The sequence below is a fragment of the Yoonia vestfoldensis genome (assembly GCF_002158905.1).
GTDB lineage: Bacteria > Pseudomonadota > Alphaproteobacteria > Rhodobacterales > Rhodobacteraceae > Yoonia > Yoonia vestfoldensis_B.
This window is the reverse complement of the sequence record NZ_CP021431.1, coordinates 372836-398470: the sequence shown is the minus strand read 5'-3', so window position 1 is coordinate 398470 and position 25635 is coordinate 372836. Positions and strand designations below refer to the sequence as shown.

Sequence of the window (25635 nt, the reverse complement as noted above, 5' to 3'; positions counted from 1 at the left end):
GATCAAGGGGCGCGTGCACAAGCGCGCCCCATCCAATAACCACGGGGATCAGACCATGACCGCAGTGACCGACCCGTCCGATGTGCAAGGCGATGCGATCTCGCGTTTTGAGACGGAATTCGCCGCGAAAAGGCGCAGCGCGCGGCTGAACTGGTTCTTGGGCAGCGCCATCTTTGTGGTGCTGTTCATGATCACGGCCTGGCTGGGGGATTTCTTTAAGGTCACGCAGGTCACTTTGCCCGACGGGTCACGCGACTGGCGCTGGATCATCCCTGCGGGTATCCCGCGCCTGGGTGATTATCTCGTCAACATGATCCCGACCCTGCGGTGGGAGACCCTGGGCAGCGATCTGGCCGAATGGTTCTGGCGGTGGCGTATCTGGCTGGTCTTGCTGATCGAAACCATTCTGATCGCTTTCATGGCGACCGTTCTGGGCGTTGTTGGCGGGTTCTTGCTGTCCTTTCCCGCCGCGCGCAACCTGTCTCCGAACAAATGGGTGCTTTGGATCAGCCGCCGCTATCTCGAAATTGCGCGCACCGTGCCCGAACTGGTCTGGGCGCTGATCTTTGTCTTTTGCTTTTCTGTCGGCCCGATGGCGGGCGTCCTTGCGATCGGGCTGCATGCGACCGGCGCTTTGGGCAAGCTTTACTCTGAGGTGAACGAAAACATCGACATGCGGCCGCTTGACGGGGTCAAGGCCGCGGGTGGCACATGGTTCGACCAGATCCGCTATGGGGCGGTGCCGCAAATTCTGCCCAATATCATCAGCTACACGCTCTTACGCTTTGAAATCAATGTGCGTGCCTCGTCCATCATCGGCTATGTCGGTGCCGGCGGTCTGGGGCAGGAATTTCGCACAGCGATGAGCTTGCAGGAATATACAGACCTCTCGGCCCTGTTCGTCATCATTTTCGTCACTGTCATGGTGATTGATTATGGGTCGGAAAAGCTGCGCCACCGGGTCATCGGAATGGAGAAACACCCATGACCCCAACACCGAAAGACATTGATGCCGCCCGCGCGCGCGTGCCGCTGGCGTTTCGTGCGCCGCTGCCTGTGCGGCTTCGGCGCTATGCGTTATGGAGCTTGTTCATTGGGCTCTTTTCTTGGTGCCTCTACGATTTCAACATCACGCCACAGCGCATCTGGGTCGGGTTAGAGCGTCTTGGGTCTGTCTTGGCCTTCATGTTTCCACCCCATATCTGGACCAGCTGGGCCGAATTCGCGCCGATCCTGACCGGTCTGGGGGAAACCCTGGCGATCGCTTTTCTAGGCACCGTGCTGGGGGCTGTCGTGGCCTTTCCCTTGTCCTTTCTGGGGGCCAAGAATATCAACCGCCTGAACTTTTTGCGGCTTGGGGTGCGCCGTGGTTACGATGTGATCCGCGCCTTCGAGACGCTGATCCTGGCGCTGATCTTCATCCGCGCCTTCGGGCTGGGGCCGCTGGCGGGGATTCTTGCCATTGCGGTCAGCGAAATCGGTACTTTCGCCAAGTTATTTTCCGAGGCCATTGAAAACACATCAGAAAAGCCTGTCGAAGGGGTCAAGGCCTCTGGCGGATCAAGGCTGCAGCAGGTGCGTTTTGGAATCATGTCGCAGGTCAACCCGGTGATCTTGTCAATCCTGCTCTACAATTTTGAATCCAATGTCCGATCCGGCACCATTCTGGGCATCGTCGGCGCAGGCGGCATCGGGTTTTTGCTGTCGGACCGCATTTCGGCCTATCGGTGGGACGAGGCATGGTCGATCATCTTCCTGATCATCGCCATGGTCTATCTTATCGACTGGCTGTCCGCGATGATCCGTCAACGCCTGATCGGCAAGTCAGAGCAAGCACGATGAGCGCCGCAGCCCCGAAAAAGCGGCTGAACCCCGCCCCCACTATCCACCCCGACGCCCATGTCGTCGATTGTGAGCTGGGCGCATGGACCGAGGTCGGCAAAGGGACGGTATTGCGCGCAACCACGATGGGCGATTGGTCATATGTCACCCAGGATTGCCACATCGTCTGGACGACCATCGGCAAAATGTGTTCCATCGCAAATGCAACGCGGATCAACCCGGGAAATCACCCCACTTGGCGCGCTGTGCAGCATCATTCGGTTTACCGGGCAGAGGCTTACGGGCTGGGCGACGACGACCAGGACTTCTTTGCATGGCGCAAGGCTGATTGGGTGACCATCGGGCATGATGTCTGGATCGGCCACGGGGTGACGGTGACGGCAGGTGTTGTGATCGGGACAGGTGCCGTCATCGGTGCGGGGGCCGTTGTGACGCGCGATGTCGCCCCCTACACGGTTGTGGGCGGTGTGCCGGCCCGGCTTATCAAGCGCGGGTTCACCCCGCCCCAAGCCGAGGCGCTGATGGAAATAGCCGTCTGGGATTGGTCCCGCGACGCTTATCGTGCTGCACTCCCCGATATCCGGACGCTTGAAATTGATGCTTTCATTGAAAAATATCGCGGCTGATCCGCCTGCAGAGCGTCACCCCCGCAAAGTCATTGACGGCAGTTTGCTTGTGCTGCTGGGGTTCACGCTGGCCGGTGCTGCGGCGGTCCTGTGGATTGCAGGGGTGGCGCGCGCCCTGGATATCATCGCGGAAACCTTTGGTTTGCTGGGCATTCTGGCGCCAAAGATCGCGGCAGGCATCTATATTGCCGCCACATTACCGATGCTGCTGCTGCGTGACAGGGTGGGTCGTCTGATCGGCCAGGAAAGCGGTCTGCGAGGTCTTGCCGTCGCGGCAGCCTGCGGCGCCGCCATTCCCGGCGGACCCATGATGACCTTTCCCCTTGCGGCGGGCCTGACCGTTGCGGGGGCCGATTTCGGGGCAATGGTCGCTTTTGTCTCGGGCTGGAGCCTGTTGGGCCTGAACCGGACATTGATCTGGGAGTTTTCATTTCTGCCAAGCCATCTGGTCTGGACCCGCTATCTGCTTTGTCTGCCTGTTCCGGTCCTGCTGGGGCTTGTGGCGCGGGCCATCACGCGCAGGCGGCCGGTATGAATATCCTGATCGGCACCATCCTGATCGGCGGAGCGGCGCTTGTGCTGTGGTGGCGGCTGCCCAATCAGACCTGGCGGCGCGCATCTTATCGCGCGGCACTCGATACCTTTATGTTCACCGCGCCACGCGTGCTGGTGGCCCTGCTGGGCGCAGGTTTCTTTGCCGAATTGCTGCCCGCAGACCAGGTGCGCGCACTGCTGGGCGAGGATGCTGGCATCGCTGCGATCGTGTTGGCTATTGCGCTGGGGCCGCTGACGCCGGGCGGTGCCTTTGTCAGTTTTGCAATCGGTGCCGCAGCGCTCAAGGCCGGGGCTTCGCCTGTGGCGACAATTGGCTATGTCACCTCTTGGTCACTTTTTTCGATGACCAAGATCTTCGCTTATGAATTGTCCTTTATGGGGCGCAAGGCCACGCTGACCCGCATCCTGATCAGCCTGCCGGTGCCGTTTGTCGTCGCAGCATTTGCCTATGCGCTGTGACGGCGGCCCGATCCGGTTTCGCGGGGTCGTGACGGGCGCCTGCACTTGCTAGACGGCAAGTCCCAAAGCTTGCAACCAGGCAAAACCCTTGGGGATCTCAGCCTTGTCGCGCAGTTCCAACACCAGATGCGGGGCGTTGTCGCAATCGGCCAGCGCACGGAAAACGGCGGTCCATTCGATCTGACCTCGGCCCGGGGCCCAGTGACGATCTGCATGCCCATCCACATCCTGAAGATGCACATGGGCAAGCTGCTGGCCCGCGTCACGCACAAAATCCTCGACCGGCGGCGCGCCCGACATCGCGCGCGCAAGCTGCGCATGGCCGGTGTCGATGGATAGCGCGATCGCCTTCGAGCCAAAGCTATCGACCATCGCGCGGCGGGTTTCGGGGCGCACGTCATGGATGTTCTCGATGACAAGCGTGATCCCCATCGATTCTGCGGCCCGCACGACCGGTCCCAGGATGTCGTGAATCCGGCCCAGCTTGGACGTGGCATAATCCGGCGAGCTGAAGATATTGTTTTGATACCAGAGCGTATAGGGCGAATGCAGCACCATCTGCCGCGCCCCGATCCGGTCTGCGGCTTGCAGCGCTGTCAGGAACCGCGCCGTGATAAGCGGGCGCAATTCCGCATCCTTGTTGTCGATATCAAGCCCTTCATAGGGGCCGTGAATGCCGATCCGCCCCGCATAGCCCGCAAGCGCAGATCTTGCCGCGACGATCATGTCTTCCAGATCAGTGGTCAGTGCGGCATGCGACATGAAATCCTGCAATTCGATGTCGCGGCCTGTATCGAACAACCAGTCGCGGTATGTGCCGATCTCAGCTATTTTCAGACATGCGCCGATCTTGAGCTGTGTCATCTTGGTCTCTCCTTGGGTCTGGAATGCAGATGAAGGTTGCGAGGGCGGCGCATAGGCACAAGCTCATCGCCGCAAAGGACCACCAGCCGCCGTAGGCTTGTGTCACCCATGCAAAAGCGAAAGGGGCCGAGGCGTTGACGCTCATCTGGGCAAAGGAAATCCAGCCAAGCCGCGCGCCGTAGCCTTTGGCGCCGAAAAGCGCCAGGGGCAATGTGCCACGCGCGATGGTCTTGATCCCGTCACCCATCCCGTAAAGCGCGGCCGCGATCATGACACCGGGCAGCGTAAAGCCTGCACCAAGCAGCACGGCAAAACCCGTCAACATCAAGCCAAGGCTCAGCGCATAGGTAAAGAGCGGATACATCATCCGGCTGACCAGCATCTCAAAAAGCCGGCCCACCGTCTTGAATGGCCCAATCAATGCCCCTGCGAGGGCCGCCATGACAGCAGAATGGCCCAGGTCCTGCACATTGGTCACCCAAAGCGTCATCACGGCCCCCATCAGATAACCAGAGAACACGAAAGACACCACCATCCAGAACATGCCGCGTCGCCGCGCGGCACCGGTCAGTTCCGGCCAATTCGGCGCTGTGTCGCGGCGCGGGCTGTCAGGTGTGATCTCTGCACCGCGCAAGCATAGAAAGCTGATTGGGGTGCATGTGATCAGGAAGGCAGCCCCCAGCAACACCCAGGTCATCTGCCATCCGAATGCCGTGTAAAGCCCCAGGGTCACGGGCCAGAAAATCGTCGAGGCCACGCCACCGAACAGCGTGATGATCGAAATGGATCTTTGCGTCGGCACGCTGAGGTCCAGCCGCGCGACCGATGCGAAGGCCACGTTATAAAGGACGAACATGCCCGCAGCCTCGGCCAGAAAAATGGCCATGCATAGCCCTGCAACGCTTTTGACGGCGCTCAGCGACATGATCGCACAGGCCGCCACGATGGTCCCCACCGTCATTACCCAACGGCCACCGATGCGGTCGACCAGACCCCCGGCCAGAGGGGCGACAAGCCCGCCAAAGAACAGCCCAAGCGACAATATTCCAAAGATGTTCGACAAGGACAGGCCAAGATCTGCGGCCATCGCGGGCAACAGGATCGCATAGGCATACATCAGCGTGCCGTAGCCCATGATCTGGGTGAACCCCAGACCGATGGCGGGCAGATAGTCGCGGTGGATCATCCGCGCGGCAAACCAAGATAGGCGGCCCGCCCCGCGACCCAAGTTCCACGGATCGACGGCATGTGACCCTCTGGCCAGTCCATCAGCACCAGATCGGCGCGCTTGCCCAAGGCAATTTCGCCGCGGTCGCCAAGGCCCATCGCCTGCGCAGGCCCTTGCGACACCAAGGACCACAGGCGGCTGCGCTCCGCGCGCCTGTCCAGATCGAGCCGTGCGACAGCGGCCAGCATGGCGGGATAAAAATAGTCGGATGCCAGCGCATCGCATAGCCCGGCCTCGACCATGTCACCCGCCGACAAAGAGCCGATATGGCTGCCGCCACGGGCCGCATTCGGCGCACCAAAGACGATCAGATCGCCATGCGCGCGCGCCGCTTCTGCCGCTTCCATCACCATGGGAAATTCTGCGACATGGGCACCATGCCCCCGAAACCAGTGACGGGTCTCGGCTTTGGTGTCGTCATGGCTGAGCATCGGCGCCCCTGCGGCGCGGGCCAGGGCGGCAACCCGTTCAATCATGTCAGGCACAGCGCTGCGCCGGTCCCAGACCTTGTCCAAAAGCGCGATATAGGCGTCATCGGTCAAACCTGCGCGATGGGCCTTGGACGCCGTGCGCTTTTTCATGCGCGCATCATCCAATGCGGCGATGCTGAAATCGGGGCTGAACTCGAACGCACGATCCTGCATGGAGACGTCAAAGGCCCGCATCGTCATCGAGGTATGGTCGTTGAACGCAAGCGCAGGCAAAAGCGGTCCGGCGAGGGCCCATTCAATCGTCTCTAGCGCCTCAAAGGCAAAGGTTTCCCAGCGCAACTGCATGCGGTTTTCGACCAGCAATCGCGGCGCAAGGTCGCGCAGGGCCTGCATCATGTCACGCCCGCGGGCGATGTCACGCAAACCCGGTTCCCAGCTGAGCGTGACCGCATGATAGGCGGTGGCGATGCCATTGCAGGCAAGCTGGCGATCGGTGTCGATCACGGCGGCCTCTGTCGGGAAATAGACGCCCGGACGTGGCATCAGCTGCCGCTCGAAGGCATCGCCATGCACATCGATCATCGCGGGCGCAAGATACATCCCCCGCGCGTCGATCACCCGCCCCTGCGGCGGGCCGCCGATCTGTGTGATCAGCCCGTCGTCAACCGTCACGCTCGTTTCGACAATATCGCCGGGCAGGAACACCTGCGCCCCTTGGAATGTCATCACCATCAGAGTCGTTCCATGATCATGTGCCAGTGAAACGACCCCGGGGTCTCATGTTCCAGGTCTTTCAGGCCAAGCAGTTCGAAACCCGAGAACAGCGCGAGCAATTCAGCGGCCGAGCAAAAGTAATGCGGGTGCATCTTGTCCGTGCCCGGCGCGTCGAACACCCATGAATTGCGGCTGATCTCGCGGCCTTGATAGGCGGCTTTCTCGTGCGGCAGGCGCCGTTTGGACAGCATTGTCCCAAGATAAGAGCCGCCCGGCCGCAGGACCCGCCGGATTTCAGCGATGGTGCGCAAAAGCACGTCTTCGTCGCCATGATAGATGACGTTCCAGCTGAGGATATGGTCAAACGCCTGATCGGGAAACGGAAGCGCGTCCATCCGCGCCAGCACGGTCTTCACGCCGCCGGTCTTGTCGATCTGGGCAAGACCATCGGGGGCGCTGTCAAGCGCCGTCACATTGAACCCTTGCCCCGCCAGCCACAGCGCGTGCCGCCCGACGCCCGCCCCCAGATCAAGGATGCGCGCACCTGCGGCCAGCCCTTTGGCCCAGGTCGTGACATCGGGTTCAGGGATCAACCATTTGCTGTCCGGAGCGATCCCGGCCCATTGGTCATTCCAATGCTGGTCTGCTGTATCTGTCTTCAACGTTCTTCTCCAATGATCCTTGTCCGGGCCCAACCGCTGACCTGTTCGATCCCGATCACCACGACCGCGATCATCAAAATGACGGTCATCGCGGTCGGATAGTCGAACAGGTCAAACCCGACCTTCAGTTCGATCCCGATCCCGCCCGCGCCCACCAGGCCAAGGATCGTGGATGACCGCACCGCCTTTTCCAGCGCATAAAGCGAGGTGGAAATGAACGCCGGTGTGGCGGCCGGGATGGTCGCGCAGACGACCACATCCATCTTGCGTGCCCCCGTTGCGGTCAGCGATTCCGCGGGGCCTTTCTCTGCACTTTCCATGTCGTCGGCAAAGAACCTGCCGCAAAACCCGATGGTATCGACGACAATTGCAAGCATGCCGGCAAAGGGGCCAAGGCCCACGGCCACCACAAAAACCAAGGCCCAGGCAATATCAGGGACAGCGCGGATAAAGCTCAGCAGGGTCCGGGTGATCTGGTTCGCCCAAGGCCCCGCGATCAGGCCGCGCGCAGCCAACAAAGCGACCGGCAGGGAAAGGATCACACCGATCGCAGCCCCTGCGACGGCGATTTGCAGGGTCTCGACCATTTTCCAGCCAAGCCGGGACAGGACCTGAGGGTCAAGATTGGGCGGAAATGCCCGCGCCGCAAAATCTGCAAAGCGCGGTGGCGAAGACACGACCTTGTCGATCGAAAATCCCGCACCGGCCAGACACCAAAAGACGATGGTGATGCCAAAAGCATATCCCAGAAAAGCGAGCGCCGTCGGGCGTTCAAAACGTGCCGGGGTGAGATCAGTCATAAAGCCCCCGAAGATCGGCGCGGCTCAGCGATGCGGCTGTGACGTCGAGTTTCAACGCTCCGCCCGCAAGGCCCAGCACCCGGTCGCCATATCGCAGGGCATGATCGACATTATGCGACGTAAAGATGACCGTCACGCCCTCGTCCTTTGCCAGCCGGAAAAACAGCTCCATCACGTCTTCGCCGGCCGCAGGATCCAGCGAGGCGCAAGGCTCGTCCGCAAAAAGGATCTCGGGCGCGCTGACGATGGCCCGTGCGATGGCCACCCGTTGTGACTGCCCGCCAGATAATCTGTCGGCGCGGCGCAGCGCGACATCCGCCAGCCCGACCTTTTCAAGCGCGGTCATGGCCGCATCGCGCGAAGGTTTCGGGGCCAAGCCGTGGTTCCAGTGCCGCAGGCCCGGCGCCTTGCCAAGCAAGCCATGCACCACATTCGACAGCACGGACATGCGGGGAACCAGATTATGCTTTTGCGACACCAGCCCCAGGCGGGCCCGAAGCGCCCGCAATTCGCGGCCCCTGGCCCTATGCGCGGCAACGTCAAGCAGCGTGATCTGACCATCACTGACCGGGATCAGGCCCATGAGACAGCGCAAGAGTGTCGATTTTCCCGCGCCATTCGCCCCAACAAGTGCCACGGCTTCGCCACGCGCCAAACGAAAGCTGACATTCGCAAAAACCGGTGTGTCACCATAGGTCTTTGCGATGGTCCGCGCCTCGATATCCACCGGCGAAATCGACAGATTGCGTGGCAAAACCCGGTCCGGCCGCGCTATCGGCGCGACCGCGTTCTGAACCGACAGATCAGTCACCGATAAAGCTGTCAAACTGGGGATAGCCGGCGTTGGTATACATCGACCGGACGTAATCATAGGCGCTGTCATCGATCGCAACCAGATCCATACCGATGTATTTATCGTTCTCCTCATGCGCCGTGATCCCCGCGATCACCAAGGCCTTGTTTGCCAGAATTGCGTCGCGCACAGCCACTGCCGCGTCTTGTGGGACATGGGCGCCAACCATCATCATGTCGTTGGGAAGATCGCCAGAGCGCGCGATCATCTTGAAGAACCCGTAAGGCAGCTCTGTCTCGGTGCTGCGGATGCCCATGAAAGTGCCGGCGTTCATCCCGATGGCATCGATATCGCCACTTTTCAGCGCTTCATGGGCAATGTTGCGCGATGTGTGGATCTTTTCGATATCGTTGACGGGATCAATGCCGTAATCGGCAAGCAATTGCATCGGGCACAACATATTCGAGGTCGAGCCGATATCGCCAAAGGCGACCTGCCGCCCGACAAGGTCCGATGGTGTGTTGATGCCGCTATCCGCACGCACGATGATCGCGCAATGGTAATCCGGGCGGCCCAGACCGATCAGCGGGGTCGCATCGGTCAGCGTGTTGATGACCACATATTCGGCAGGCCCAGAGATGACGAAATCAACTGTCTCGCCGCGCAGCGCCTCTGCGGCAGCGGTGCGCGAATTCACCGGAAAGAATGCGAATGTGTCACCTGTTGCGGTTTCAAGCGCGTCTCTGAACGGACCCCATTCCAATTGCAGGCGTTCCATGCCTTCCACATCGGTTACGGCAATTTTCCAATCTGCCGCCGCTGCGCCAAGGGCCGACACCGTCACCAGGCCGAGCCCCAAAATAAGTGAATTCAATCTCATGACACCCTCCAGTGATCAGTCATCCGAATGAATGGCCTGTGAGTGTGACAATCACGCAAAGCGCGCATGAATTATTTGCAACGGACAAATCGGCTGGCTTGGGCTGGTGACATGGCAGAGCCCGACAAGAGGCTTGAACCTTTGCCAAACAGCGCCGTGCGCCCGTCATCGCCGCAGGCTATGCGCCCGCCTGATCGCTTGGCTGCATTTGCTGCAGAAACCGCGCGATGGTGCGGATACCTGCGGCCATGGCGGCGGGGGGGACATGCTCGTCGGGGTGATGGCTGACCCCGTCCCGACAGGCCGTAAATACCATGCCCACCGGACAAAGCGCGGCCATGGCAGAGCTATCATGCGTCGCACCAGAGGCCAATCTTTGCACCGCCCCAGCACGCCCATCGGACGCGGCCGCATTGGACAGCGCTGCGATCATCTGCGGCGAACAGGGCGTGGCCGGTTGGGCATAGCTGCGCAGGATCTGCAGGGTCAGGCCCCGGCGGGTGGCGATATCACGGGCAGCCTGGGTCAGCGCTGCCCCGGCCCGTTCGCGCAACGCATCATCGGGCGCGCGGATTTCAAGGGTCAGCGTCACCTCGCCGGGGACGGCATTCACCACGCCGGGGCGGACCTGCAAGGCCCCGACCGTGGCCAGCAACCCCTCGGTTTTGCGGGCCAGTGTTTCGGCGGCCAGCGTCAGCTCTGCCGCACCGACCAGCGCATCGCGGCGCAGATCCATGGGCTGGGTGCCGGCATGCGCGGCCTTGCCGGTCAATGTGACCATATGGCGTTCGATCCCGCAGATCGCGGTGACGATCCCGATATCCTGCGCTGCGGTTTCCAGAACAGGGCCTTGTTCAAGATGGATTTCCACCCAGCCCAGCACCTGTGCCGGGTGGCGTCGCAATTGCGGCAGGGCATCGGGGTTCAGACCGAAATCTGCCATCGCGCGGCGCAGGGTGATCCCATCGCGATCGCGCAGGTCCAGCGCGGCCATATCGAACGTCCCGGCAAGGGCGCGCGGCCCCATCAGCGCCGTGGGAAAGCGCACGCCTTCTTCATCGGCGAAGGCCATCACCTCGACCGCGAAGGGCAGCGTCACCCCCGCCTGCCGCAGCTTTTGCAGCGCCAGCACCGGCAAGACCACGCCCATGATCCCGTCATAGGCCCCACCTTCGCGCACCGAATCCTGATGCGACCCCATCAAAAGAACAGGCGCATCATCCGGGCCATCGCAGCATCCGATCAAGGTTCCGGCGGCATCCAGATGCACCACCAGCCCCGCCTGTTCCATCAAGGCGGTCAAAAGCGCCAAGGCGCTGCGATGTGCGCCGGTAAAAGGCAATCGCGTCACGCCGGGGCCGGGTTCAGAGCAGCCCGCCAGCCGGTCCAGCCAATCCTGCGCCAGCGCGCCCCAATCGGTCTCAATCATGGCCGCGCCAGGGGTTGTTGCGGGTCGGCACACTGGGCAGCCAGGCCGCGTAATCACCGCTCTGGCTGCGTCTATGCAGATCGTCCAGCGCGGCGACCGGGTTTTCGGAATAATCCACCCGCAGGGTCAGCGTGGGCGCATCGTCGGACACCACCAAAAGCGCCGCCGATTGCAGGCCGCGGGTATCGCCGCCTGCCGCCTCGGCCGCCGCCAGCGCCGCCAGCAGGCGTTCTGCCAGCGTGCCGGGCGCGGCCAGGAAACCGCCGCGCAACGCCTCTAGCACCTGTGGGCCAGCCAGCATATTCCCCGAGACTACCAGCCCCGGTGCCATCAGCGCCCCGCGCCATGCGGTATTGGCAGATCCGGTGTGGCAGGCCGTGCCGCCCGCGCGGTCCAGCGCCGCCAATTGTCGCCAGGCGCGCCCTTCATCCGGCCAGGTCACGGTCGCAATCGCCTGTTCGGCACTGTCCCCTGCGCGCATCCGCAGCAGCGTATCTTCGCCCCACATCGTCGATGGCGCCGCCCCTTGCGAGGCGGACATCCCGGCGCGCGAATCGCCCCGCAGCACCCAGCCGCCCACACAAAGCGACCCGGTCGCCGCAGCGCCCCCGAAAGCGCCACTGTTCAAATCTTGTGCAAGAATCGAGAAAGTCATCTGTTTGTTTCCCCTTATCTTGCCAATCTATCATGAAAATTTTGACGAATGCAATTTATCATGATAAATAGCCAAGAATAATCAAACCAACAGGGAGCGCCGGATATGGCCTTTTCATCACTGACCCGCCGTGGCTTTGGGGTACTGACAGCCGCACTTCTGGCAAGTTCGGCATTGGTTACGCCGGCTGCCGCCCAGACACCGGCCGGCGTGCTTGTCGTGGGCCAGATCGCAGAGCCGCAGGCGCTTGACCCGCATGCCGTGACAGCGGTCAACGATTTCCGCATCTTGATGAATATCTATGACGGCCTTGTGCGCTATGCCTCTGGCACGCTGGAGGTCGAACCCGCCCTGGCGGAATCCTGGACGATCTCTGAGGATGGCACGGTCTATACTTTCACCCTGCGCGAGGGTGTGACCTTCCATGACGGCAGCGCCTTTGACGCTGAAGCGGTGGTGTTCAACTTTGACCGGATGCTGAAGGAAGATCACCCATATCACAACACCGGCCCCTTTCCGCTGTCGTTCTTCTTTAGCGCGGTGCAGCAGGTCGAGGCCCTGGATGCGCGCAATGTGCGCTTTACCCTGAACGAACCCTATGCGCCCTTTTTGTCGAACCTTGCCTATCCGACCGGCCTGATCGTGTCGCCCGCCGCCGTGATGCAGCATGGCGCGGATTTCGGCCGCAACCCGTCGGGCACCGGGCCGTTCCGCTTTGCCGAATGGCGCTCGAACGAGGCGGTGGTCATCACCCGCAACGATGATTACTGGGATGGCGTGGCCGCATCCGAGGCCGTGGTCTTTCGCCCGATCACCGATGCCAATACCCGCGTCGCCGAAATGCTGTCCGGCGGGATCGACATGATGGTCGAGGTGCCGCCCGTGGCGCTGTCGCAGTTTCAGGACGCCCGCTATCAGATGGTGGAACAGGCAGGCCCGCATGTCTGGTTCCTGATCCTGAACACCAAGGAAGGCCCTTTTGCCGACAAGCGCGTGCGCCAGGCGGCCAATTACGCCATCAACAAGCAAGCATTGGTGAATGACGTGCTCGAAGGCACTGCCGAAATCGCCGCAGGCCCGACGCCACCCGCCTTTGCCTGGGCCTATAACGAGACGCTGGAACCCTATCCCTATGACCCTGACCGCGCCCGCGCCCTGATCGCAGAGGCCGGGGCCGAGGGCGCCACGCTGACCTTTTATGTCACCGAAGGCGGATCGGGGATGCTGGACCCGGTGCCGATGGGCACGGCGATCCAGGCCGATCTGGCCGCTGTCGGCTTTGACGTGAAGATCGAAACCTACGAATGGAATACCTTTCTTGGCCGGGTGAATCCGGGGATGGAAGGCAAGGCCGATATGGCGCAGATGGCCTGGATGACGAATGATCCCGACACGCTGCCATTTCTTGCGCTGCGCACCCAAGCCTGGCCCGAAGAAGGCGGGTTCAACTCTGGCTATTATTCCAATCCAGAGGTCGATGCCCTGCTAGAGGCCGCCCGCGTGGCCACCGATCAAGAGGAACGCGCCCGGCTTTACCAGGAAATGCAGGTGATCGTACAGGAAGACGCGCCCTGGGTCTTTGTGGCAAACTGGAAACAGAATGCCGTGACCTCGGCTGCAGTGGCGAATTTCGCGCTAGAGCCGTCGTTCTTCTTGCTGCTCAAGGATGTGGTCAAAAACTGACCTGACAGGACCGGGGGCCTCTGGCCCCCGCCAAACTGGGCCATGGCCAAACCGTGACATGGCCATGGCCATGCCATGCGCGGCTTTGGTAAAGAGAATAAAAGGGATCAAGGCGCAATGGGCAGCTATATCTTGAAACGCTTGGTCTCGGCGGTGCCGGTGCTTTTCGGCATCACCATCATCGTCTTCCTGATCATGGCGATGATCCCCGGCGATCCGGCGACCGCGATCCTGGGGGCCTATGCCACGCCGGAAAATGTCGAACGGCTGAACCGCCAGCTTGGCCTGGACCGGCCACTGTGGCAGCAATATTTCATCTGGCTGGGCAATCTGCTGCAAGGCGATTTCGGGCGCTCTTTTGCCCTGAACCGGCCGGTGCTGGATGAAATCCTCGACCGCTTTTCGGCCACCCTGATCCTTGCGGGGACGGCCTTTGTGCTCTGTTCGGCGCTTGGCATCGCGGCGGGTGTTGTCTCTGCCGCGCGGCAATATGGGTTCGCGGATCGGGCGATCACCTTTGTGGTGATCCTTGGTATCTCGGTGCCGTCTTTCTTTCTGGGCATGATGATGATCCTGCTGTTTGCGGTGCAATTACGCTGGTTGCCGGCCTCGGGGATGTATGCGGTCTGGGGCGGCGGCGGGGTCTGGGACCTGATCCGCCACCTGACCATGCCAGCCCTGGCGCTGGCGGTGGTGGCGACTGGGGTGATCGCGCGGCTGTCGCGCGGCGCGATGCTGGAGGTGCTGCGCCAGGATTTCATCCGCACCGCCCGCGCCAAGGGCGTGCATGAACGGCGCGTGATCTGGCGCCATGCGCTGCGCGCGGCGATGGTGGGCATCATTCCGGTCTTGGGCATTCAGGCCGGGTTCGTGCTGTCGGGCGCGGTCTATATCGAGATGGTTTTTCAATGGCCCGGCGTGGGCCGCATGCTGGTTGATGCCATCCTGAAACGTGACATCCTGTTGGTGCAGGGTGGCGTGGTCTTCGTTGCGGCCTGCTATGTGGGCTTCAACATTCTGGTCGATGTGGCGCAAAGCCTGCTGGACCCGAGGATCCGCACATGACCCTGTTTCTGCGACTTGTCTTTCGCAACCGCCTTGCGGGCTTTGGTGCCGTGGTGCTGGGGGTGATCGTGGTTCTGGCACTGCTGACGCCGCTCTTGCCGCTGCATCCGCCGAATGAGACCAATACTGCCAACCGCTTTCTGCGGCCATTGTCAGAGGGGCATTGGCTGGGCACGGACCATCTGGGCCGGGATCTGTTGTCGCGCCTGATGTGGGGCACGCGGCTGTCGCTGGCGGTGGGCTTCGCCGCCGCATTGGTGGCGGGGCTTCTGGGGGCCATGATCGGGGTGATCGCGGGCTTTTACGGCGGCCGCACGGATAATGTGACCATGCGCGGCATCGATATGCTGATGGCCTTTCCCTATATCCTGCTGGCCTTGGCCATTGTCGCCGTGCTGGGGCCGGGGCTGTTTAACGCGCTGGTGGCGGTGGCGGTCGTCAATATCCCGTTCTTTGCGCGCAATATCCGGGGTGTGACCGTGGGCATCGCGCATCGCGAATTCATCGATGCCGCGCGGCTGGCGGGCATGGGCAATACCCGCATCCTGCTGACCGAGGTGGTGCCCAATATCATCCCCGTGATCGTGATCGCCATGTCCACCACCATCGGCTGGATGATCCTTGAAACGGCGGGTCTGTCCTTTCTGGGGCTGGGCAGCCAGCCCCCGCAGGCGGATCTTGGGTCCATGCTGGGCGAGGCCCGCGCGGCGCTGATTTCCGCACCCCATACATCCATCGTGCCCGGGGTGATGATCCTGCTGATCGTGATGTCGGTCAATCTGCTGGGCGACGGTATCCGCGATGCGCTGGACCCGCGGCTGCGTGCGGGGGCCTTGACCCGCCCGCAAGCTGCAACGCGGGTGGACCGGTCCAAAGTGCCCCCCGCGCAGGGTAAGAGCCTGTTGCAGATCGACGCGCTGGAAACGCAGTTCCATGTCGGCCCGCGCATTTACCGCGCCGTCAATGATGTAACGCTGCATCTGGGTCGCGGCGAATGTCTGGGCCTGATCGGCGAATCCGGCTCTGGCAAATCGGTGACAGCGCTATCGGTGATGGGGCTGGTCGCCTCTCCGCCCGGGGTGATCGCCGGCGGGGCGGTGCGGTTTGACGGTCAGGACCTGATCGGCGCGCCTTATGACATGCTGCGCGCTTACCGGGGCCGCAAAGTGGCCTATATTTTCCAAGACCCGCTATCGACCCTGCATCCGCTATACCGCATCGGAGACCAGCTGATCGAGGCGATCCGCGTCCATGACCCCATCAGCCATGCCGCGGCAGAGCGTCGGGCGATCAAGCTGCTGGAGGATGTGCGCATCCCCAATCCCGCGCAGCGCGCAAAGGCTTTTCCGCATGAATTATCGGGCGGGATGCGCCAGCGTGTGGGTATCGCCATGGCGCTGGCCAATGATCCTGACGTCATCATCGCGGATGAACCGACCACGGCGCTGGATGTGACGGTGCAGGCGCAGATCCTTGCCCTGCTGGATGATCTGCGCCGCAGTCGCGGGCTGGCGATCTTGTTCATCACCCATGATTTCGGCGTTGTGGCGCAATTATGCGACCGCGTGGCGGTGATGTATGGCGGGCGCATCGTGGAAACCGGGCCAACGGCCGCTGTTCTGGCCGCCCCGGCGCATCCTTATACAAAGCGCCTGATCGCCTGCGTTCCCGCCTTGGGCGGCGGGCGTCGTGCGCTGGCGGCAATCCCCGGCCTGCCGCCCGCCGTCGATGCCTTGCCCACCGGCTGCGCCTTTGCCCCGCGCTGCACCAAGGCCCAAGAGGCCTGCCGCGCGCAGGATGTGCCGCTGACCGGCGCAGATCGTCAGGTCCGCTGCCTGTTCCCGGAGATCGCCCCATGACGCCCGCGCTGAAAACCACCGACCTGACCCGGACATTCGACATCGGCAAGCGGCTGTTCGGCGCGCCCCGCGCGCGGGTCCATGCCGTCAACCCGATGTCATTCGAGCTGCACACAGGCGAGACGCTGGGGATCGTCGGCGAATCCGGTTGCGGCAAATCCACGCTGGCGCGGATGCTGGTCGGGCTTTTGCCGCCCTCATCGGGCCAGATCGAGATTGAAGGCCGCGCGCTGGACCGCGCCGATCCTGCGGCCTTTGGTCGGCTGATCCAATATGTTTTCCAAGACCCGGTTTCCAGCCTGAACCCGCGCAAGACCATCCGGCAGATCATCGAAGCCCCCCTGCGCAACCTGCATGCGATGACAGGTGCCGCGCTGGACGCGCGCATTGCGGAGCTTTTTGACGCGGTCAATCTGCGCCCTGAATTCCTGACGCGCTATCCGCATGAATTTTCTGGCGGGCAGGCGCAGCGGATCGGCATCGCCCGGGCGCTGGCAGCCAGCCCGCGTATCTTGATCCTGGATGAACCTGTTTCGGCGCTGGATGTCTCGGTGCAGGCGCAGGTTCTGAACCTGTTGGCGGATCTCAAGGCGCGGCTGAACCTGACCTATCTGTTCATCAGCCATGACCTTGCCGTGGTCGAGGCGGTCAGCGACCGCATTGCCGTGCTGTATTTCGGCTCATTGGTGGAAACCGGCCCTGCGGAAAAAGTCTTTGCCTCGCCGCGCCATCCCTATACCAAGCTTCTGGCGGACTCGGCGCCGGTCGTGGGCCGACCGCTGGGGGGGGCGCAGTCAGGGGAATTGCCCGATCCGCTGAACCCGCCGCCGGGCTGCGCCTTTGCCACACGATGCCCGCGCGCATCTGATCTGTGCAAAAGCGTCATGCCCGCATTGCGCGTTGTTGAAGGAGACCAATTTGCCGCCTGCCACCACCCGCTCGACCCATGATCGCCTGTCCCGGCCGCAACAGGTGGCCGAGGCGATCAAATCCTGGGTCATGCAGAACGGCTGGGGGCCGGGTATGCGCCTGCCCTCGGAAACCGAGCTGATCGACCGCTTTGGCATGGCCAAAGGCACGATCCGCGAGGCGATCCGCATCTTAGAGGCACAGGGGCTGGTCAAATCCCGCACCGGCCCCGGCGGCGGCGTTTTCGTGCATCAAGTGTCCGAGGAACGCGCAACCGCCCTGCTGGGCAATTACTTTTATTTCGAACATCTGACCATCGACGATATCTACCAGATCCGGCAGGCGCTGGAACCTGAACTTGCCGCCACGCTGGCCGGCCGCCTGAGCGAGACCCAGCTGGCCGCGCTGCAAGAGGTGATGACCTGCTATTCCGACCCCGCCCGCACCGCCGAGGAAGAACGCGAACAGCATCTTGCCTCGCTGCGGTTCCATGCCTTGCTGGCCGAAATGTCCGGCAATGCGCTGTTGCGGTTTCTGATCCGCTTCACCGCCAATATGCTGGCCGAGATCACCGTTTCACGCCGCCTGTATGTCCAGCCCAACCGCGAGCTTTGGTCCAGCGGGCTTGATTACCAGTCGCGCCTGATCGCCGCGCTGCGCGCCGGTGATGCCATTGCCGCAAGGCAGATACTGTCTGATCATATGCAGAATGCGCATCGCCTGATGCTGATGCAGGAAACGGTGCTGACCCAGCGCTTTCTGCCCGAAAACGAGATTATCTGACCCCGGCCGCAGGACCGGTTCAGACCGCGAACCCCAGATGCCGCGCAGCGCTGATCCGTGCCGTCATGCCGCATCAACCGGCAGCGCAAAGCCGGTCTTGACCCGGTCCATCACCGCGCTGGTCCGAAACCGCAGGACGTTATCTTCGGCAAAGAAATGGCGTCGGGTGAAATCTTCGTAATCGGCCATATCGCGCGCCGAGAGTATCAGGATGAAATCGGCATGTCCGGTGACGTAATAGCATTGCATCACCTCCGGCGCGGCCTGCATGGCGGCCTTGAACCGGTCAAGCGCGATCTTGCGTTCATGTTGCAGCGTGACCTCGACGATCAGGATCAGACCGCGCCCGACAGAGGCCGGATCCAGCACCGCGATCTCGGCTTCGATCACGCCAGAAGCGCGCAGCCGTGCCAGACGTTTGCGGCAGGCATCCGCGGACAGGCCGACATGGTCCGACAAAGCCTCGGCCGTGGCGCGGGCGTTCAGCTGCAAAGCTTCTAGAATGCGGGCATCGAATCTATCCATGCCGACAGGCATCGCGCGAAACCGGCCCAAAGCGAAGCAGATTTTAACCCCCGGTCCGAAAACCGGCCCGCATGGCGCTGATCTGTCGGAAAACAGGGGCAAACCGGCGCAAGATTTATGCCCGCGCGGCTGTGATCGGCATTAATCTGGCCGCAGGATAGGGGGCGCGCATGGGCCAATATGCGAAAAATCACTGGCGCGGGCAGCCGCCCGAGGCGACGGCGCTTTTGCCGCTGGCCGATGCAAGCGATGTCGCCCAGCTGTTGCAGCGCTGTCCGGCCCATATGCCGACGCCGCTGCGCAACGAACCGGCACTGGCCGCCCGGCTGGGTATCGCCCAGCTCTGGCTGAAGGATGAACGTGGGCGCATGGGCCTGGGCAGTTTCAAGGCGCTTGGTGCGGCCTATGCGATTGCCCGCGAAGCGGCGGCGACACAGGCGCCCGACCTGCGCCATGCGCTGCAAGGCCGGGTCTATGTCACCGCCAGCGCAGGCAATCACGGGCTGTCGGTGGCGGCGGGGGCGCAGATCTTTGGCGCGCGCGCGGTGATCTATCTGGCCCGCGCCGTGCCAGAGCCTTTTGCCGCCCGTCTGCGGGCCAAAGGTGCCGAGGTGATCCGTGACGGCGCCGATTACGAGGCCAGCATGCAGGCCGCGGCGCAGGCCGCACAGGCCAATGGCTGGACGCTGCTGTCTGACAGCTCTTGGCCGGGCTATAGTGCTTTGCCGCTGCGCGTGATGGAAGGCTATCTGCAACTGGCCGCCGAGGCCGCAACCCAGATCGACCAGCCCCCGACCCATATCCTGCTGCAAGCGGGTGTCGGTGGGCTGGCGGCGGCGGTCGCGGCCCATGCCCGCCATATCTGGGGCGATGGCCCGCAGATCATCGTGGTCGAACCCCAAGCCGCCCCTGCCCTGATCGACAGCATCCGCGCGGGCACGCTGGTGACGACCACCGGCCCCGTGTCTTGCATGGGACGGCTGGATTGCAAGACCCCGTCGATGATCGCGCTGCATGGTCTGGCGCATGATGCGGATGGCTTTATGACGCTGTCCGAGGATGAGGCCCAGCGCGCGGTTGATCTTTTGGCGCAACATGATCTGCCCACCACCCCATCTGGCGCGGCGGGCATCGCGGCCTTGCTGGCGGGGCTGGAACTGCCGCGCACGGCCCGCGTCATGGCCATCCTCAGCGAAGGGCCAGAGGATGGCTGACCGCGCGATGATCTTTGCAGCACAAGAATACCGGGACCGCCTGGCCAGGCTGCAAGCAGAGATGGCGGCACAGGGGCTGGGCGCGCTTTTGCTGACAACGCCCGCAGATGTTTTCTATACCACCGGTTTTCTGACCCGGTTCTGGGAAAGCCCAGCGCGGCCCTGGTTCGTGGTGGTCCCGCCAAGCGGTGATCCGGTGGCGGTGATCCCCGCGATCGGGGCAGAGCTGATGGGCCGGACATGGTTGCAGGATATCCGCAGTTGGGATGCGCCCGACCCGCATGATGACGGGGTCAGCCTCTTGGCCGGGGTTCTGGCCGAACATGTCCCCGCAAAGGGCCGGATCGGCCTGCCCATGGGACAAGAGACGCATCTGCGCATGCCGCTGGCAGATTATGCGCGGCTGGGCGCAGCACTTGCGCCACGTCAGCTTGTCGATGCGACCGCCTGTGTCCAGCGCGTGCGCGAGGTCAAATCCGCAGCCGAGGTCACCAAGATCCGCGAGATCTGTGCCATTGCAGGCCGCGCCTTCGCCCGCGTGCCCGATTTCGTGGCCGAGGGCCGCCCGCTTTCAGCTGTTTTCCGCGACTTCCAGATCGCGCTTTTGACCGAGGGCGCGGAATGGGTCAGCTATGTCGCAGGCGGCGCTGGGCCGGATGGCTATGGCGATGTCATCTCGCCCGCAGGGCCAGCGCCGCTGCGGCGCGGTGATGTCTTGATGCTGGACACGGGCGCGGTGAAAGACGGCTATTTCTGCGATTTCGACCGCAATTTTGCCATTGGCCCGGCTTCGGATATCGCAAAACGCAACCATGCCGCGCTGTGGCAGGCGACCGAGGACACGCTGGCCGCACTGCGCCCGGGCTTGCGGGCCAGTGATGTGCATGGGCTGCTTTGTGACAGCCTGCGCCGCCATGGCGCGACACCCTCGGGCGGCAGATTGGGCCATGGTCTTGGGGTCACGCTGACCGAATGGCCATCATTCACGCCGCTGGATCACACCATTTTGCGCGCAGGCATGGTGCTGACACTGGAACCGGGCTGCGTGACAGCCGAAGGGCGGATCATGGTGCATGAGGAAAACATCCTGCTGCATGCAGAGGGCGCGGAAATATTATCCCCCCGCGCCGCTTTTGACCTGCCAGAGATCGCGGCATGACCGCCTTTCCCTATCTGCTGGAGGATGACAGCCTGCCGCGCCTTGGGCTGATCGTGTTGCAGGTCGATGAAACCATCGAGCAGGATTTCCGCCACCTTTTTCCCCCGCAAAGCACCAAGCTGCATATCAGCCGGATTCCCTCGGGCGCAGAGCTGACACCCGACAGCATTGCCCAGATGGAAACCGCGCTGCCGGCGGCGGCCAGCCTGTTGCCAAGCGGGCTGGATGTCGTCGGCTATGCCTGCACCTCTGGCACGACGTTGATCGGGGCGCAAAGGGTGCGCGATCTGATCAGCCCCGCAACGCAAAGCCGCCATGTCACCGACCCGCTGACAGCGGCGCTGGCGCAATGCCATGCCCTGGGGCTGGGCCGGATCGGGATTGTCTCGCCCTATATCGCATCGGTTGCCGCGCCGATCCGTGCCGCCTTTGAAGCAAAGGGCATCGCCGTGCCTGCAACCTTGTCATTCGGCGAAGATGTCGAGGCCAAGGTCGCCCGCATCGCCCCCGCATCCATCGCCGATGCCGCCCGCGCGCTGGCGCGGCAGACGCCGCTGGACGGGCTTTTTTTGTCCTGCACCAATCTGCGCACGCGCGATATTCTTGATCCGCTGACGCAGGAATTGGGGCTGCCCGTGCTGAGTTCCAACCAATGCCTTGCCTGGCATATGGCCGCACTTTGCGGGTTGCCCGCGCCGTCACCGGCGGCTGGTGCGTGATATCCGCATCTGTGATCGCGCGTTCGGCGGTTTAGGGATCATCGGGCTGCGGCTGCGGCAGCGGCTGCCAGAACATGGGCAGCGATGCGCCATCGGGCATGGGGCCCCGGCTGCGATGCGGCCTCTTGCGCCGGTCACGATCCACCCGGGGCACAAACAGACCGATCCACAGCAGGTAGAACAACAGCTCGGCCAGCTGCGGGGGCAATGTGTCTTGCACGGCCGGCGCGGTGATATCGGATGTATCGGCGGCTTGCGCCAGAACAGCCAGGATCAGGTTTTCGGATGCGGCGTGATCGCTGGGGGCAGAGGCGCGGCTGCCGTCCTGCGCAGCGCCCGCGATACCGGCCAGCTGATCAAACAGGCTGAGCCGGTAGACAAGGTCTGTTGCCATCGGCGCATCCTTGGCCAGCACGATGCCAAGCGCCTGATCCGGCGCGCCAAGGGTCAGAACCGGCCGCCCCTGCGGATCATGGCAGAATGGCAGCGCAGCCCCGCCCAAAGTTGCGATGACAGGTCTTTGCGTCGGGTCATAGATCAACCGATAGACGCCCTTGTCCAGCAGATCTGCGGGTGTCAGGGATGGGACCCTATCATCGCGACCGCCATCCGGGCCGATCATCGCGGCCAGCAGGTCCTGGCGATGGCTGGCAAAGCTGTTGAAACAGGCCTTGTTGAAAACCAGCAACCCATCCGCGCCAAGATCGACCCCGACATCGGCGGGCAAGACAGGATCTGACGCAAAACCATAGACCGGGCGGGTCGCGATCTTGCGCAGCCGGTCAAGCAGAGCTTGCGCGAATATCCGGTCTTGCGCGCTGATCGGGGTGCCGTTGCTGGCCCCGCGTTTGGCGAAGCTCGCCAGAAAGGTGATGATCGCGTTCATTTCACGGATCAAGGCCGCGACCTTGACTTGCAAGGCGGCAACCGTCTCTTTGCCGGGCAATTGGGTCTGCAGGGTCGCCGGGCTGCGATCCGTGGCGGGGATGTCGTCCATCGCAACCACCAGCGGCTGATCCTGCGGCGACAAGGCCTGCAACAGCCCCCACAGGGTCCGGAGTGATGCCGGTTGCAGCGCATTTGCCGTGCCCGGAAGGCTTTTCACGACCAATGCAAGGCCCTGTTGTGTCGGCAAAAGCCAGGCCTTTAGACCGGGGATGCTGTTCAGGCTCTGGACCACAGATGTCAGCGTCTGTTTGCCCGGTCCCATCGTCAACAGATGGTCCGACAGGGCGGTGGACAGTTTGACGGGGCCCGTTGGCGGCTGCAAAAGGGTATCCGCCCGGACATGGGGGGCAAATCTGGCGACAATGATCTGCGCCGTGCCTTGCGGCCGCGCGCCATCGCCTGCCGACAGCGCCGTCTGGCTGGGCGCGGCAGCCGCGGTGCCGGACGGCGACTGCCCCGCCTTGGCCAACGTTTCAAGCGAGGCCCTCAGGCCGCTGAAAGCCTGCATGATCTGCGCCTTGACCGAGATCGCCGTTTGCACGCTGGCAACCGACCGCTCTGTCAGCGCGGAATTACGGTCCGCCGCAGCGACCGCGCAAAGCACCGGCACGGACGGACCCGTCGGCATGCGCCGTTCCGAAAGCGCGCCATCGGCCAAGGAATGGGCTTTGATGTCAACCAAGTGAAAGCTGCCTCCTTTGTGACAGTAACGGCTTTCAGCGGTGATCCTTTACTTTTGCCGCGCAGCCAATGCGGGCATCCGGCCTTGCGCGCCCCTTGGCATCCCGTGGCAGTCGGGGCAACACCGCGCGGTTTGGGGCCGCGCGGTGCGCGATGCGTCACTTGGCGTTTTCAGCCAGCCAATCGCGCATCTCGTCCATCTCGACCAGCTGTGCGGCGATAATCGCATCAGCAAGGGCCAGCATCTGCGGATCTTCGCCATGGGCGATCAAGACCTGTGCCATATCGATGGCCCCTTGGTGATGGGCGATCATCGCGCAGGCAAAGGCCACATCGGCGTTTTCATGCATCATGCCATCCCGCATGGCGGGCATGCTGATCATCATGCGGCGCATGTTGTCCTGCACATGTTCGGGCATGGATTACAGACCGGCATCGCCCATGCCCATCATGCCAGCGGATGGCGCGCCATGTCCCATGGCCCCGTGGTCCATTGCCCCGTGACCCATTGCGCCGTGGTCCATTGCGCCGTGGTCCATAGCACCATGACCCATAGCACCCGGCGCAGCGACGGTCGTGCATTCTTGGGGCAGCTGGAAAGCTGCGTCCTGCGCGAATGCCACAGATGCGCATGTGGTTGCCGCGATGACGCTCGCCAGCAGTGTTTTGAAAGTGTTCATTTGTTTTCTCCTCGGTTTCGGAATGTCAGGGATGGTCAAATGAACACAGGCCGGGGTGGCGGGGTGATGATTGCAGGATCACGGCCAGAACTGCCTGCAACGGCCAGCGCGGCGGGATCGGTGCGATCCGACCGCTCTGGCATGACAAAAACGAAAGGCGACAGGGCCGGATGGCACAGGCCCATCATCGCGCAGAAAAACGCAGCCCCCGGGCAATCGGCGACGACGGACGGCCCCTGCTGGCTATCTGCGCCAGCAGCATCATGGTGCAGCGCATGGGACAGATGCAAAGCCCGGTCATGGCGGGGTGATGCGGCAGCCTCGGCGGGCAGCCAAACGCATAGCGCGACCAGCAACAAGACCGGCAGCATCGCCACCCGCAATATCACGTGGGGTGGGGCGATGCGGGTCATGCGATGCGCTGTGGTGGGAAACCGGCCTGCAACAGCGCCTGTTCTATCGCCGTGACATCGGCCTGCGTTGTCACCGTGACGCGCTTGGCCGGCAGGTCGATCATGACCTGTGCTGCGGGGTCATGCGCCTGAATGGTCGTGGTGATGGATCTGGCGCAGCCGCCGCATCCCATATTGTCGATCTGGAACTGCATCTGTCCTCCAAGGCGGTTGATATCATTCCCAGCAACATGGGCGTTCCAGCAGATGGAAGGTCAAGGGCCATCATGGCGATGAGCGGCGGCCTGCGCAAAGCCACGCTGGGCACGGGTCCAGACCGCAAATCAGATGATCTTTGGCGCGATACATGTCGAAAGATAGCAAAACCATACTTCCGGATTGATGATGTATCCGATGGTAAGATGGTAAAAATAACGTGTCTTTCAGCGGAATGAAAGCGGATGATGAACGGATAGAGCCGATCTGACCATGTCGTTTATCAACATCAACTCTTTGGACGCAAAGCTGAACAGGCCCAGCGGTCTGCGCGGTGTCATGCATGATATCCTGCGCTGGGTGGATGGCGAGGTCGCAACCTGCAATCAAACGCGGCTTGATGATCCGTCCTCTGACGCGACGCATGCAAGCTTTGATCTGATCGCGCCCGATCTGATTGATGACAGCGCGATCTATATCGTCGATCAGAGCGGCGGGACGTTATCCGCCAAGGTCAGCCATGTGGCGCTGACGGCGAAATCGGTCACAAGCTTTGCCAGCATTGATGCGGCGGTCGCAACCGCGATGGATAATCCCGATGAAAATGTGGCCTTGGTCCTGAACATCGACCTGATCGCGGATATGCATGACGCCGTGGAACAATTGCTCGCGGTCAAGCTGGCCTTGCCGGATGTGCCGGTGATCATCTGTAGCCGGACATTCGCAAAAAACAATTTCTCGCTGCAAAGACGTGCGATCGCGGATGCATCCTTGCGCCTGCCCTGCACGGATGTGTCGCTTGCGCTGGCCATCGAAAGCGGGATTTTGAACAACAAAAGCCGGGGCGGCACTTACCGCTAAGAC

At 62.6% G+C, this 25635-nt stretch carries 30 protein-coding genes; 15 read left to right on the top strand and 15 right to left on the bottom strand.

The window, feature by feature from the left end:
- The first annotated feature begins 55 nt into the window (after positions 1-55).
- From phnE (LOKVESSMR4R_RS01990) to LOKVESSMR4R_RS01970, 5 genes are read left to right on the top strand one after another with little or no spacing between them, the layout of a single operon-like run.
- Positions 56-988 (top strand): phosphonate ABC transporter, permease protein PhnE, encoded by a 933-nt coding sequence (gene phnE, locus LOKVESSMR4R_RS01990; protein ID WP_087212409.1) that lies wholly within the window; start codon positions 56-58, stop codon positions 986-988.
- Positions 985-1842 carry a phosphonate ABC transporter, permease protein PhnE gene (gene phnE, locus LOKVESSMR4R_RS01985; protein ID WP_087206072.1) on the top strand — a complete coding sequence of 286 codons (858 nt, stop codon included), beginning with the start codon at positions 985-987 and terminating at the stop codon, positions 1840-1842. The genes phnE (LOKVESSMR4R_RS01990) and phnE (LOKVESSMR4R_RS01985) overlap by 4 nt, the downstream gene beginning before the upstream one ends.
- Positions 1839-2468, top strand: coding sequence for a DapH/DapD/GlmU-related protein (locus tag LOKVESSMR4R_RS01980; protein WP_087206071.1), 630 nt, complete (start codon positions 1839-1841; stop codon positions 2466-2468). The genes phnE (LOKVESSMR4R_RS01985) and LOKVESSMR4R_RS01980 overlap by 4 nt, the downstream gene beginning before the upstream one ends.
- Positions 2449-3003: a hypothetical protein gene (locus LOKVESSMR4R_RS01975; protein ID WP_087206070.1), complete on the top strand. Its 555-nt coding sequence runs from the start codon at positions 2449-2451 to the stop codon at positions 3001-3003. Before LOKVESSMR4R_RS01980 ends, LOKVESSMR4R_RS01975 begins: the two co-directional genes overlap by 20 nt.
- Positions 3000-3482: a hypothetical protein gene (locus LOKVESSMR4R_RS01970; RefSeq protein WP_087206069.1), complete on the top strand. Its 483-nt coding sequence runs from the start codon at positions 3000-3002 to the stop codon at positions 3480-3482. The genes LOKVESSMR4R_RS01975 and LOKVESSMR4R_RS01970 overlap by 4 nt, the downstream gene beginning before the upstream one ends.
- Before the next feature lie 48 nt (positions 3483-3530).
- On the opposite strand, the gene LOKVESSMR4R_RS01965 is transcribed toward LOKVESSMR4R_RS01970, so the two are convergent.
- From LOKVESSMR4R_RS01965 to LOKVESSMR4R_RS01925, 9 genes are all read right to left on the bottom strand, one after another.
- Positions 3531-4346 (bottom strand): sugar phosphate isomerase/epimerase family protein, encoded by an 816-nt coding sequence (locus LOKVESSMR4R_RS01965; RefSeq protein WP_087206068.1) that lies wholly within the window; start codon positions 4344-4346, stop codon positions 3531-3533.
- Positions 4306-5532 (bottom strand): MFS transporter, encoded by a 1227-nt coding sequence (locus tag LOKVESSMR4R_RS01960; protein WP_087206067.1) that lies wholly within the window; start codon positions 5530-5532, stop codon positions 4306-4308. The genes LOKVESSMR4R_RS01965 and LOKVESSMR4R_RS01960 overlap by 41 nt, the downstream gene beginning before the upstream one ends.
- Complete coding sequence (locus LOKVESSMR4R_RS01955) at positions 5529-6737, bottom strand: alpha-D-ribose 1-methylphosphonate 5-triphosphate diphosphatase (protein WP_087206066.1); 1209 nt, start codon at positions 6735-6737, stop codon at positions 5529-5531. Before LOKVESSMR4R_RS01955 ends, LOKVESSMR4R_RS01960 begins: the two co-directional genes overlap by 4 nt.
- On the bottom strand, positions 6737-7381 hold the full coding sequence (locus LOKVESSMR4R_RS01950) for a class I SAM-dependent methyltransferase (protein ID WP_087206065.1): 645 nt from the start codon (positions 7379-7381) through the stop codon (positions 6737-6739). The genes LOKVESSMR4R_RS01955 and LOKVESSMR4R_RS01950 overlap by 1 nt, the downstream gene beginning before the upstream one ends.
- A complete protein-coding gene (phnE, locus tag LOKVESSMR4R_RS01945; RefSeq protein WP_087206064.1) occupies positions 7378-8181 on the bottom strand; it encodes a phosphonate ABC transporter, permease protein PhnE in 804 nt (267 codons plus the stop codon). Before phnE (LOKVESSMR4R_RS01945) ends, LOKVESSMR4R_RS01950 begins: the two co-directional genes overlap by 4 nt.
- The gene (locus tag LOKVESSMR4R_RS01940; RefSeq protein WP_237331880.1) at positions 8174-8935 is read right to left on the bottom strand and encodes a phosphonate ABC transporter ATP-binding protein; all 762 of its coding nucleotides are present in this window, start codon (positions 8933-8935) and stop codon (positions 8174-8176) included. Before LOKVESSMR4R_RS01940 ends, phnE (LOKVESSMR4R_RS01945) begins: the two co-directional genes overlap by 8 nt.
- 49 nt (positions 8936-8984) lie before the next feature.
- Positions 8985-9854 carry a phosphate/phosphite/phosphonate ABC transporter substrate-binding protein gene (locus LOKVESSMR4R_RS01935; protein ID WP_087206062.1) on the bottom strand — a complete coding sequence of 290 codons (870 nt, stop codon included), beginning with the start codon at positions 9852-9854 and terminating at the stop codon, positions 8985-8987.
- 178 nt (positions 9855-10032) lie between these two features.
- Positions 10033-11283 carry a M20 family metallo-hydrolase gene (locus LOKVESSMR4R_RS01930; protein ID WP_087206061.1) on the bottom strand — a complete coding sequence of 417 codons (1251 nt, stop codon included), beginning with the start codon at positions 11281-11283 and terminating at the stop codon, positions 10033-10035.
- Complete coding sequence (locus LOKVESSMR4R_RS01925; RefSeq protein WP_087206060.1) at positions 11276-11938, bottom strand: DUF1028 domain-containing protein; 663 nt, start codon at positions 11936-11938, stop codon at positions 11276-11278. The genes LOKVESSMR4R_RS01930 and LOKVESSMR4R_RS01925 overlap by 8 nt, the downstream gene beginning before the upstream one ends.
- A gap of 105 nt (positions 11939-12043) precedes the next feature.
- Here LOKVESSMR4R_RS01925 and LOKVESSMR4R_RS01920 point away from each other — a divergent pair, with 105 nt between their 5' ends.
- The 5 genes from LOKVESSMR4R_RS01920 (at position 12044) to LOKVESSMR4R_RS01900 (ending at position 18237) form a co-directional block, all read left to right on the top strand.
- Positions 12044-13621, top strand: a complete 1578-nt coding sequence (locus LOKVESSMR4R_RS01920; protein ID WP_087206059.1) for an ABC transporter substrate-binding protein — start codon at positions 12044-12046, stop codon at positions 13619-13621.
- A gap of 117 nt (positions 13622-13738) precedes the next feature.
- Complete coding sequence (locus tag LOKVESSMR4R_RS01915) at positions 13739-14686, top strand: ABC transporter permease (RefSeq protein ID WP_087206058.1); 948 nt, start codon at positions 13739-13741, stop codon at positions 14684-14686.
- Positions 14683-16545 carry a dipeptide/oligopeptide/nickel ABC transporter permease/ATP-binding protein gene (locus tag LOKVESSMR4R_RS01910; protein ID WP_087206057.1) on the top strand — a complete coding sequence of 621 codons (1863 nt, stop codon included), beginning with the start codon at positions 14683-14685 and terminating at the stop codon, positions 16543-16545. The genes LOKVESSMR4R_RS01915 and LOKVESSMR4R_RS01910 overlap by 4 nt, the downstream gene beginning before the upstream one ends.
- Positions 16542-17495, top strand: a complete 954-nt coding sequence (locus LOKVESSMR4R_RS01905; protein ID WP_087206056.1) for an ABC transporter ATP-binding protein — start codon at positions 16542-16544, stop codon at positions 17493-17495. The genes LOKVESSMR4R_RS01910 and LOKVESSMR4R_RS01905 overlap by 4 nt, the downstream gene beginning before the upstream one ends.
- Entirely contained in the window at positions 17464-18237 is a 774-nt protein-coding gene (locus tag LOKVESSMR4R_RS01900) for a FadR/GntR family transcriptional regulator (protein WP_257790135.1), read from the top strand. The genes LOKVESSMR4R_RS01905 and LOKVESSMR4R_RS01900 overlap by 32 nt, the downstream gene beginning before the upstream one ends.
- Before the next feature lie 63 nt (positions 18238-18300).
- On the opposite strand, the gene LOKVESSMR4R_RS01895 is transcribed toward LOKVESSMR4R_RS01900, so the two are convergent.
- The gene (locus LOKVESSMR4R_RS01895) at positions 18301-18762 is read right to left on the bottom strand and encodes an Lrp/AsnC family transcriptional regulator (RefSeq protein ID WP_087212402.1); all 462 of its coding nucleotides are present in this window, start codon (positions 18760-18762) and stop codon (positions 18301-18303) included.
- A 170-nt stretch (positions 18763-18932) separates the two neighbouring features.
- On the opposite strand from LOKVESSMR4R_RS01895, the gene LOKVESSMR4R_RS01890 reads away from it, so the two are divergent.
- The 3 genes from LOKVESSMR4R_RS01890 to LOKVESSMR4R_RS01880 are packed head-to-tail and all read left to right on the top strand — an operon-like array spanning position 18933 to position 21854.
- Positions 18933-19976, top strand: a complete 1044-nt coding sequence (locus LOKVESSMR4R_RS01890; protein WP_087206055.1) for a pyridoxal-phosphate dependent enzyme — start codon at positions 18933-18935, stop codon at positions 19974-19976.
- Positions 19969-21135, top strand: a complete 1167-nt coding sequence (locus LOKVESSMR4R_RS01885; RefSeq protein ID WP_087206054.1) for a M24 family metallopeptidase — start codon at positions 19969-19971, stop codon at positions 21133-21135. Before LOKVESSMR4R_RS01890 ends, LOKVESSMR4R_RS01885 begins: the two co-directional genes overlap by 8 nt.
- Positions 21132-21854, top strand: a complete 723-nt coding sequence (locus LOKVESSMR4R_RS01880) for an aspartate/glutamate racemase family protein (RefSeq protein WP_087206053.1) — start codon at positions 21132-21134, stop codon at positions 21852-21854. The genes LOKVESSMR4R_RS01885 and LOKVESSMR4R_RS01880 overlap by 4 nt, the downstream gene beginning before the upstream one ends.
- Before the next feature lie 31 nt (positions 21855-21885).
- On the opposite strand, the gene LOKVESSMR4R_RS01875 is transcribed toward LOKVESSMR4R_RS01880, so the two are convergent.
- The 5 genes from LOKVESSMR4R_RS01875 to LOKVESSMR4R_RS01860 form a co-directional block, all read right to left on the bottom strand.
- On the bottom strand, positions 21886-23484 hold the full coding sequence (locus LOKVESSMR4R_RS01875; protein ID WP_087206052.1) for a hypothetical protein: 1599 nt from the start codon (positions 23482-23484) through the stop codon (positions 21886-21888).
- Positions 23485-23641: 157 nt separating this feature from the next.
- A complete protein-coding gene (locus LOKVESSMR4R_RS20550) occupies positions 23642-23902 on the bottom strand; it encodes a DUF305 domain-containing protein (RefSeq protein WP_335673972.1) in 261 nt (86 codons plus the stop codon).
- 3 nt (positions 23903-23905) lie between these two features.
- Positions 23906-24163 carry a hypothetical protein gene (locus LOKVESSMR4R_RS20545; protein WP_237331878.1) on the bottom strand — a complete coding sequence of 86 codons (258 nt, stop codon included), beginning with the start codon at positions 24161-24163 and terminating at the stop codon, positions 23906-23908.
- A gap of 35 nt (positions 24164-24198) precedes the next feature.
- Positions 24199-24576, bottom strand: a complete 378-nt coding sequence (locus LOKVESSMR4R_RS01865; RefSeq protein WP_087206051.1) for a hypothetical protein — start codon at positions 24574-24576, stop codon at positions 24199-24201.
- Complete coding sequence (locus LOKVESSMR4R_RS01860; protein ID WP_087206050.1) at positions 24573-24770, bottom strand: heavy-metal-associated domain-containing protein; 198 nt, start codon at positions 24768-24770, stop codon at positions 24573-24575. Before LOKVESSMR4R_RS01860 ends, LOKVESSMR4R_RS01865 begins: the two co-directional genes overlap by 4 nt.
- Before the next feature lie 72 nt (positions 24771-24842).
- Here LOKVESSMR4R_RS01860 and LOKVESSMR4R_RS20005 point away from each other — a divergent pair, with 72 nt between their 5' ends.
- Positions 24843-25010: a hypothetical protein gene (locus tag LOKVESSMR4R_RS20005; RefSeq protein ID WP_157898102.1), complete on the top strand. Its 168-nt coding sequence runs from the start codon at positions 24843-24845 to the stop codon at positions 25008-25010.
- A gap of 34 nt (positions 25011-25044) precedes the next feature.
- Positions 25045-25632 carry a hypothetical protein gene (locus tag LOKVESSMR4R_RS01855; protein ID WP_087206049.1) on the top strand — a complete coding sequence of 196 codons (588 nt, stop codon included), beginning with the start codon at positions 25045-25047 and terminating at the stop codon, positions 25630-25632.
- The last annotated feature ends 3 nt before the right edge of the window (positions 25633-25635 follow it).

Coding starts and splice junctions, on each gene's coding strand:
- LOKVESSMR4R_RS01980 (WP_087206071.1), top strand. CDS start 1,839: ATGAGCGCCGCAGCCCCGAAAAAGCGGCTGAACCCCGCCCCCACTATC.
- LOKVESSMR4R_RS20005 (WP_157898102.1), top strand. CDS start 24,843: ATGGCGATGAGCGGCGGCCTGCGCAAAGCCACGCTGGGCACGGGTCCA.
- LOKVESSMR4R_RS01865 (WP_087206051.1), bottom strand. CDS start 24,576: ATGACCCGCATCGCCCCACCCCACGTGATATTGCGGGTGGCGATGCTG.
- LOKVESSMR4R_RS01930 (WP_087206061.1), bottom strand. CDS start 11,283: ATGATTGAGACCGATTGGGGCGCGCTGGCGCAGGATTGGCTGGACCGG.
- LOKVESSMR4R_RS20545 (WP_237331878.1), bottom strand. CDS start 24,163: ATGAACACTTTCAAAACACTGCTGGCGAGCGTCATCGCGGCAACCACA.
- LOKVESSMR4R_RS20550 (WP_335673972.1), bottom strand. CDS start 23,902: ATGCCCGAACATGTGCAGGACAACATGCGCCGCATGATGATCAGCATG.
- LOKVESSMR4R_RS01955 (WP_087206066.1), bottom strand. CDS start 6,737: ATGGTGATGACATTCCAAGGGGCGCAGGTGTTCCTGCCCGGCGATATT.
- LOKVESSMR4R_RS01935 (WP_087206062.1), bottom strand. CDS start 9,854: ATGAGATTGAATTCACTTATTTTGGGGCTCGGCCTGGTGACGGTGTCG.
- LOKVESSMR4R_RS01895 (WP_087212402.1), bottom strand. CDS start 18,762: ATGGATAGATTCGATGCCCGCATTCTAGAAGCTTTGCAGCTGAACGCC.
- LOKVESSMR4R_RS01890 (WP_087206055.1), top strand. CDS start 18,933: ATGGGCCAATATGCGAAAAATCACTGGCGCGGGCAGCCGCCCGAGGCG.
- phnE (WP_087212409.1), top strand. CDS start 56: ATGACCGCAGTGACCGACCCGTCCGATGTGCAAGGCGATGCGATCTCG.
- LOKVESSMR4R_RS01905 (WP_087206056.1), top strand. CDS start 16,542: ATGACGCCCGCGCTGAAAACCACCGACCTGACCCGGACATTCGACATC.
- LOKVESSMR4R_RS01915 (WP_087206058.1), top strand. CDS start 13,739: ATGGGCAGCTATATCTTGAAACGCTTGGTCTCGGCGGTGCCGGTGCTT.
- phnE (WP_087206064.1), bottom strand. CDS start 8,181: ATGACTGATCTCACCCCGGCACGTTTTGAACGCCCGACGGCGCTCGCT.
- LOKVESSMR4R_RS01965 (WP_087206068.1), bottom strand. CDS start 4,346: ATGACACAGCTCAAGATCGGCGCATGTCTGAAAATAGCTGAGATCGGC.
- phnE (WP_087206072.1), top strand. CDS start 985: ATGACCCCAACACCGAAAGACATTGATGCCGCCCGCGCGCGCGTGCCG.
- LOKVESSMR4R_RS01920 (WP_087206059.1), top strand. CDS start 12,044: ATGGCCTTTTCATCACTGACCCGCCGTGGCTTTGGGGTACTGACAGCC.
- LOKVESSMR4R_RS01855 (WP_087206049.1), top strand. CDS start 25,045: ATGTCGTTTATCAACATCAACTCTTTGGACGCAAAGCTGAACAGGCCC.
- LOKVESSMR4R_RS01960 (WP_087206067.1), bottom strand. CDS start 5,532: ATGATCCACCGCGACTATCTGCCCGCCATCGGTCTGGGGTTCACCCAG.
- LOKVESSMR4R_RS01910 (WP_087206057.1), top strand. CDS start 14,683: ATGACCCTGTTTCTGCGACTTGTCTTTCGCAACCGCCTTGCGGGCTTT.
- LOKVESSMR4R_RS01925 (WP_087206060.1), bottom strand. CDS start 11,938: ATGACTTTCTCGATTCTTGCACAAGATTTGAACAGTGGCGCTTTCGGG.
- LOKVESSMR4R_RS01970 (WP_087206069.1), top strand. CDS start 3,000: ATGAATATCCTGATCGGCACCATCCTGATCGGCGGAGCGGCGCTTGTG.
- LOKVESSMR4R_RS01880 (WP_087206053.1), top strand. CDS start 21,132: ATGACCGCCTTTCCCTATCTGCTGGAGGATGACAGCCTGCCGCGCCTT.
- LOKVESSMR4R_RS01885 (WP_087206054.1), top strand. CDS start 19,969: ATGGCTGACCGCGCGATGATCTTTGCAGCACAAGAATACCGGGACCGC.
- LOKVESSMR4R_RS01860 (WP_087206050.1), bottom strand. CDS start 24,770: ATGCAGTTCCAGATCGACAATATGGGATGCGGCGGCTGCGCCAGATCC.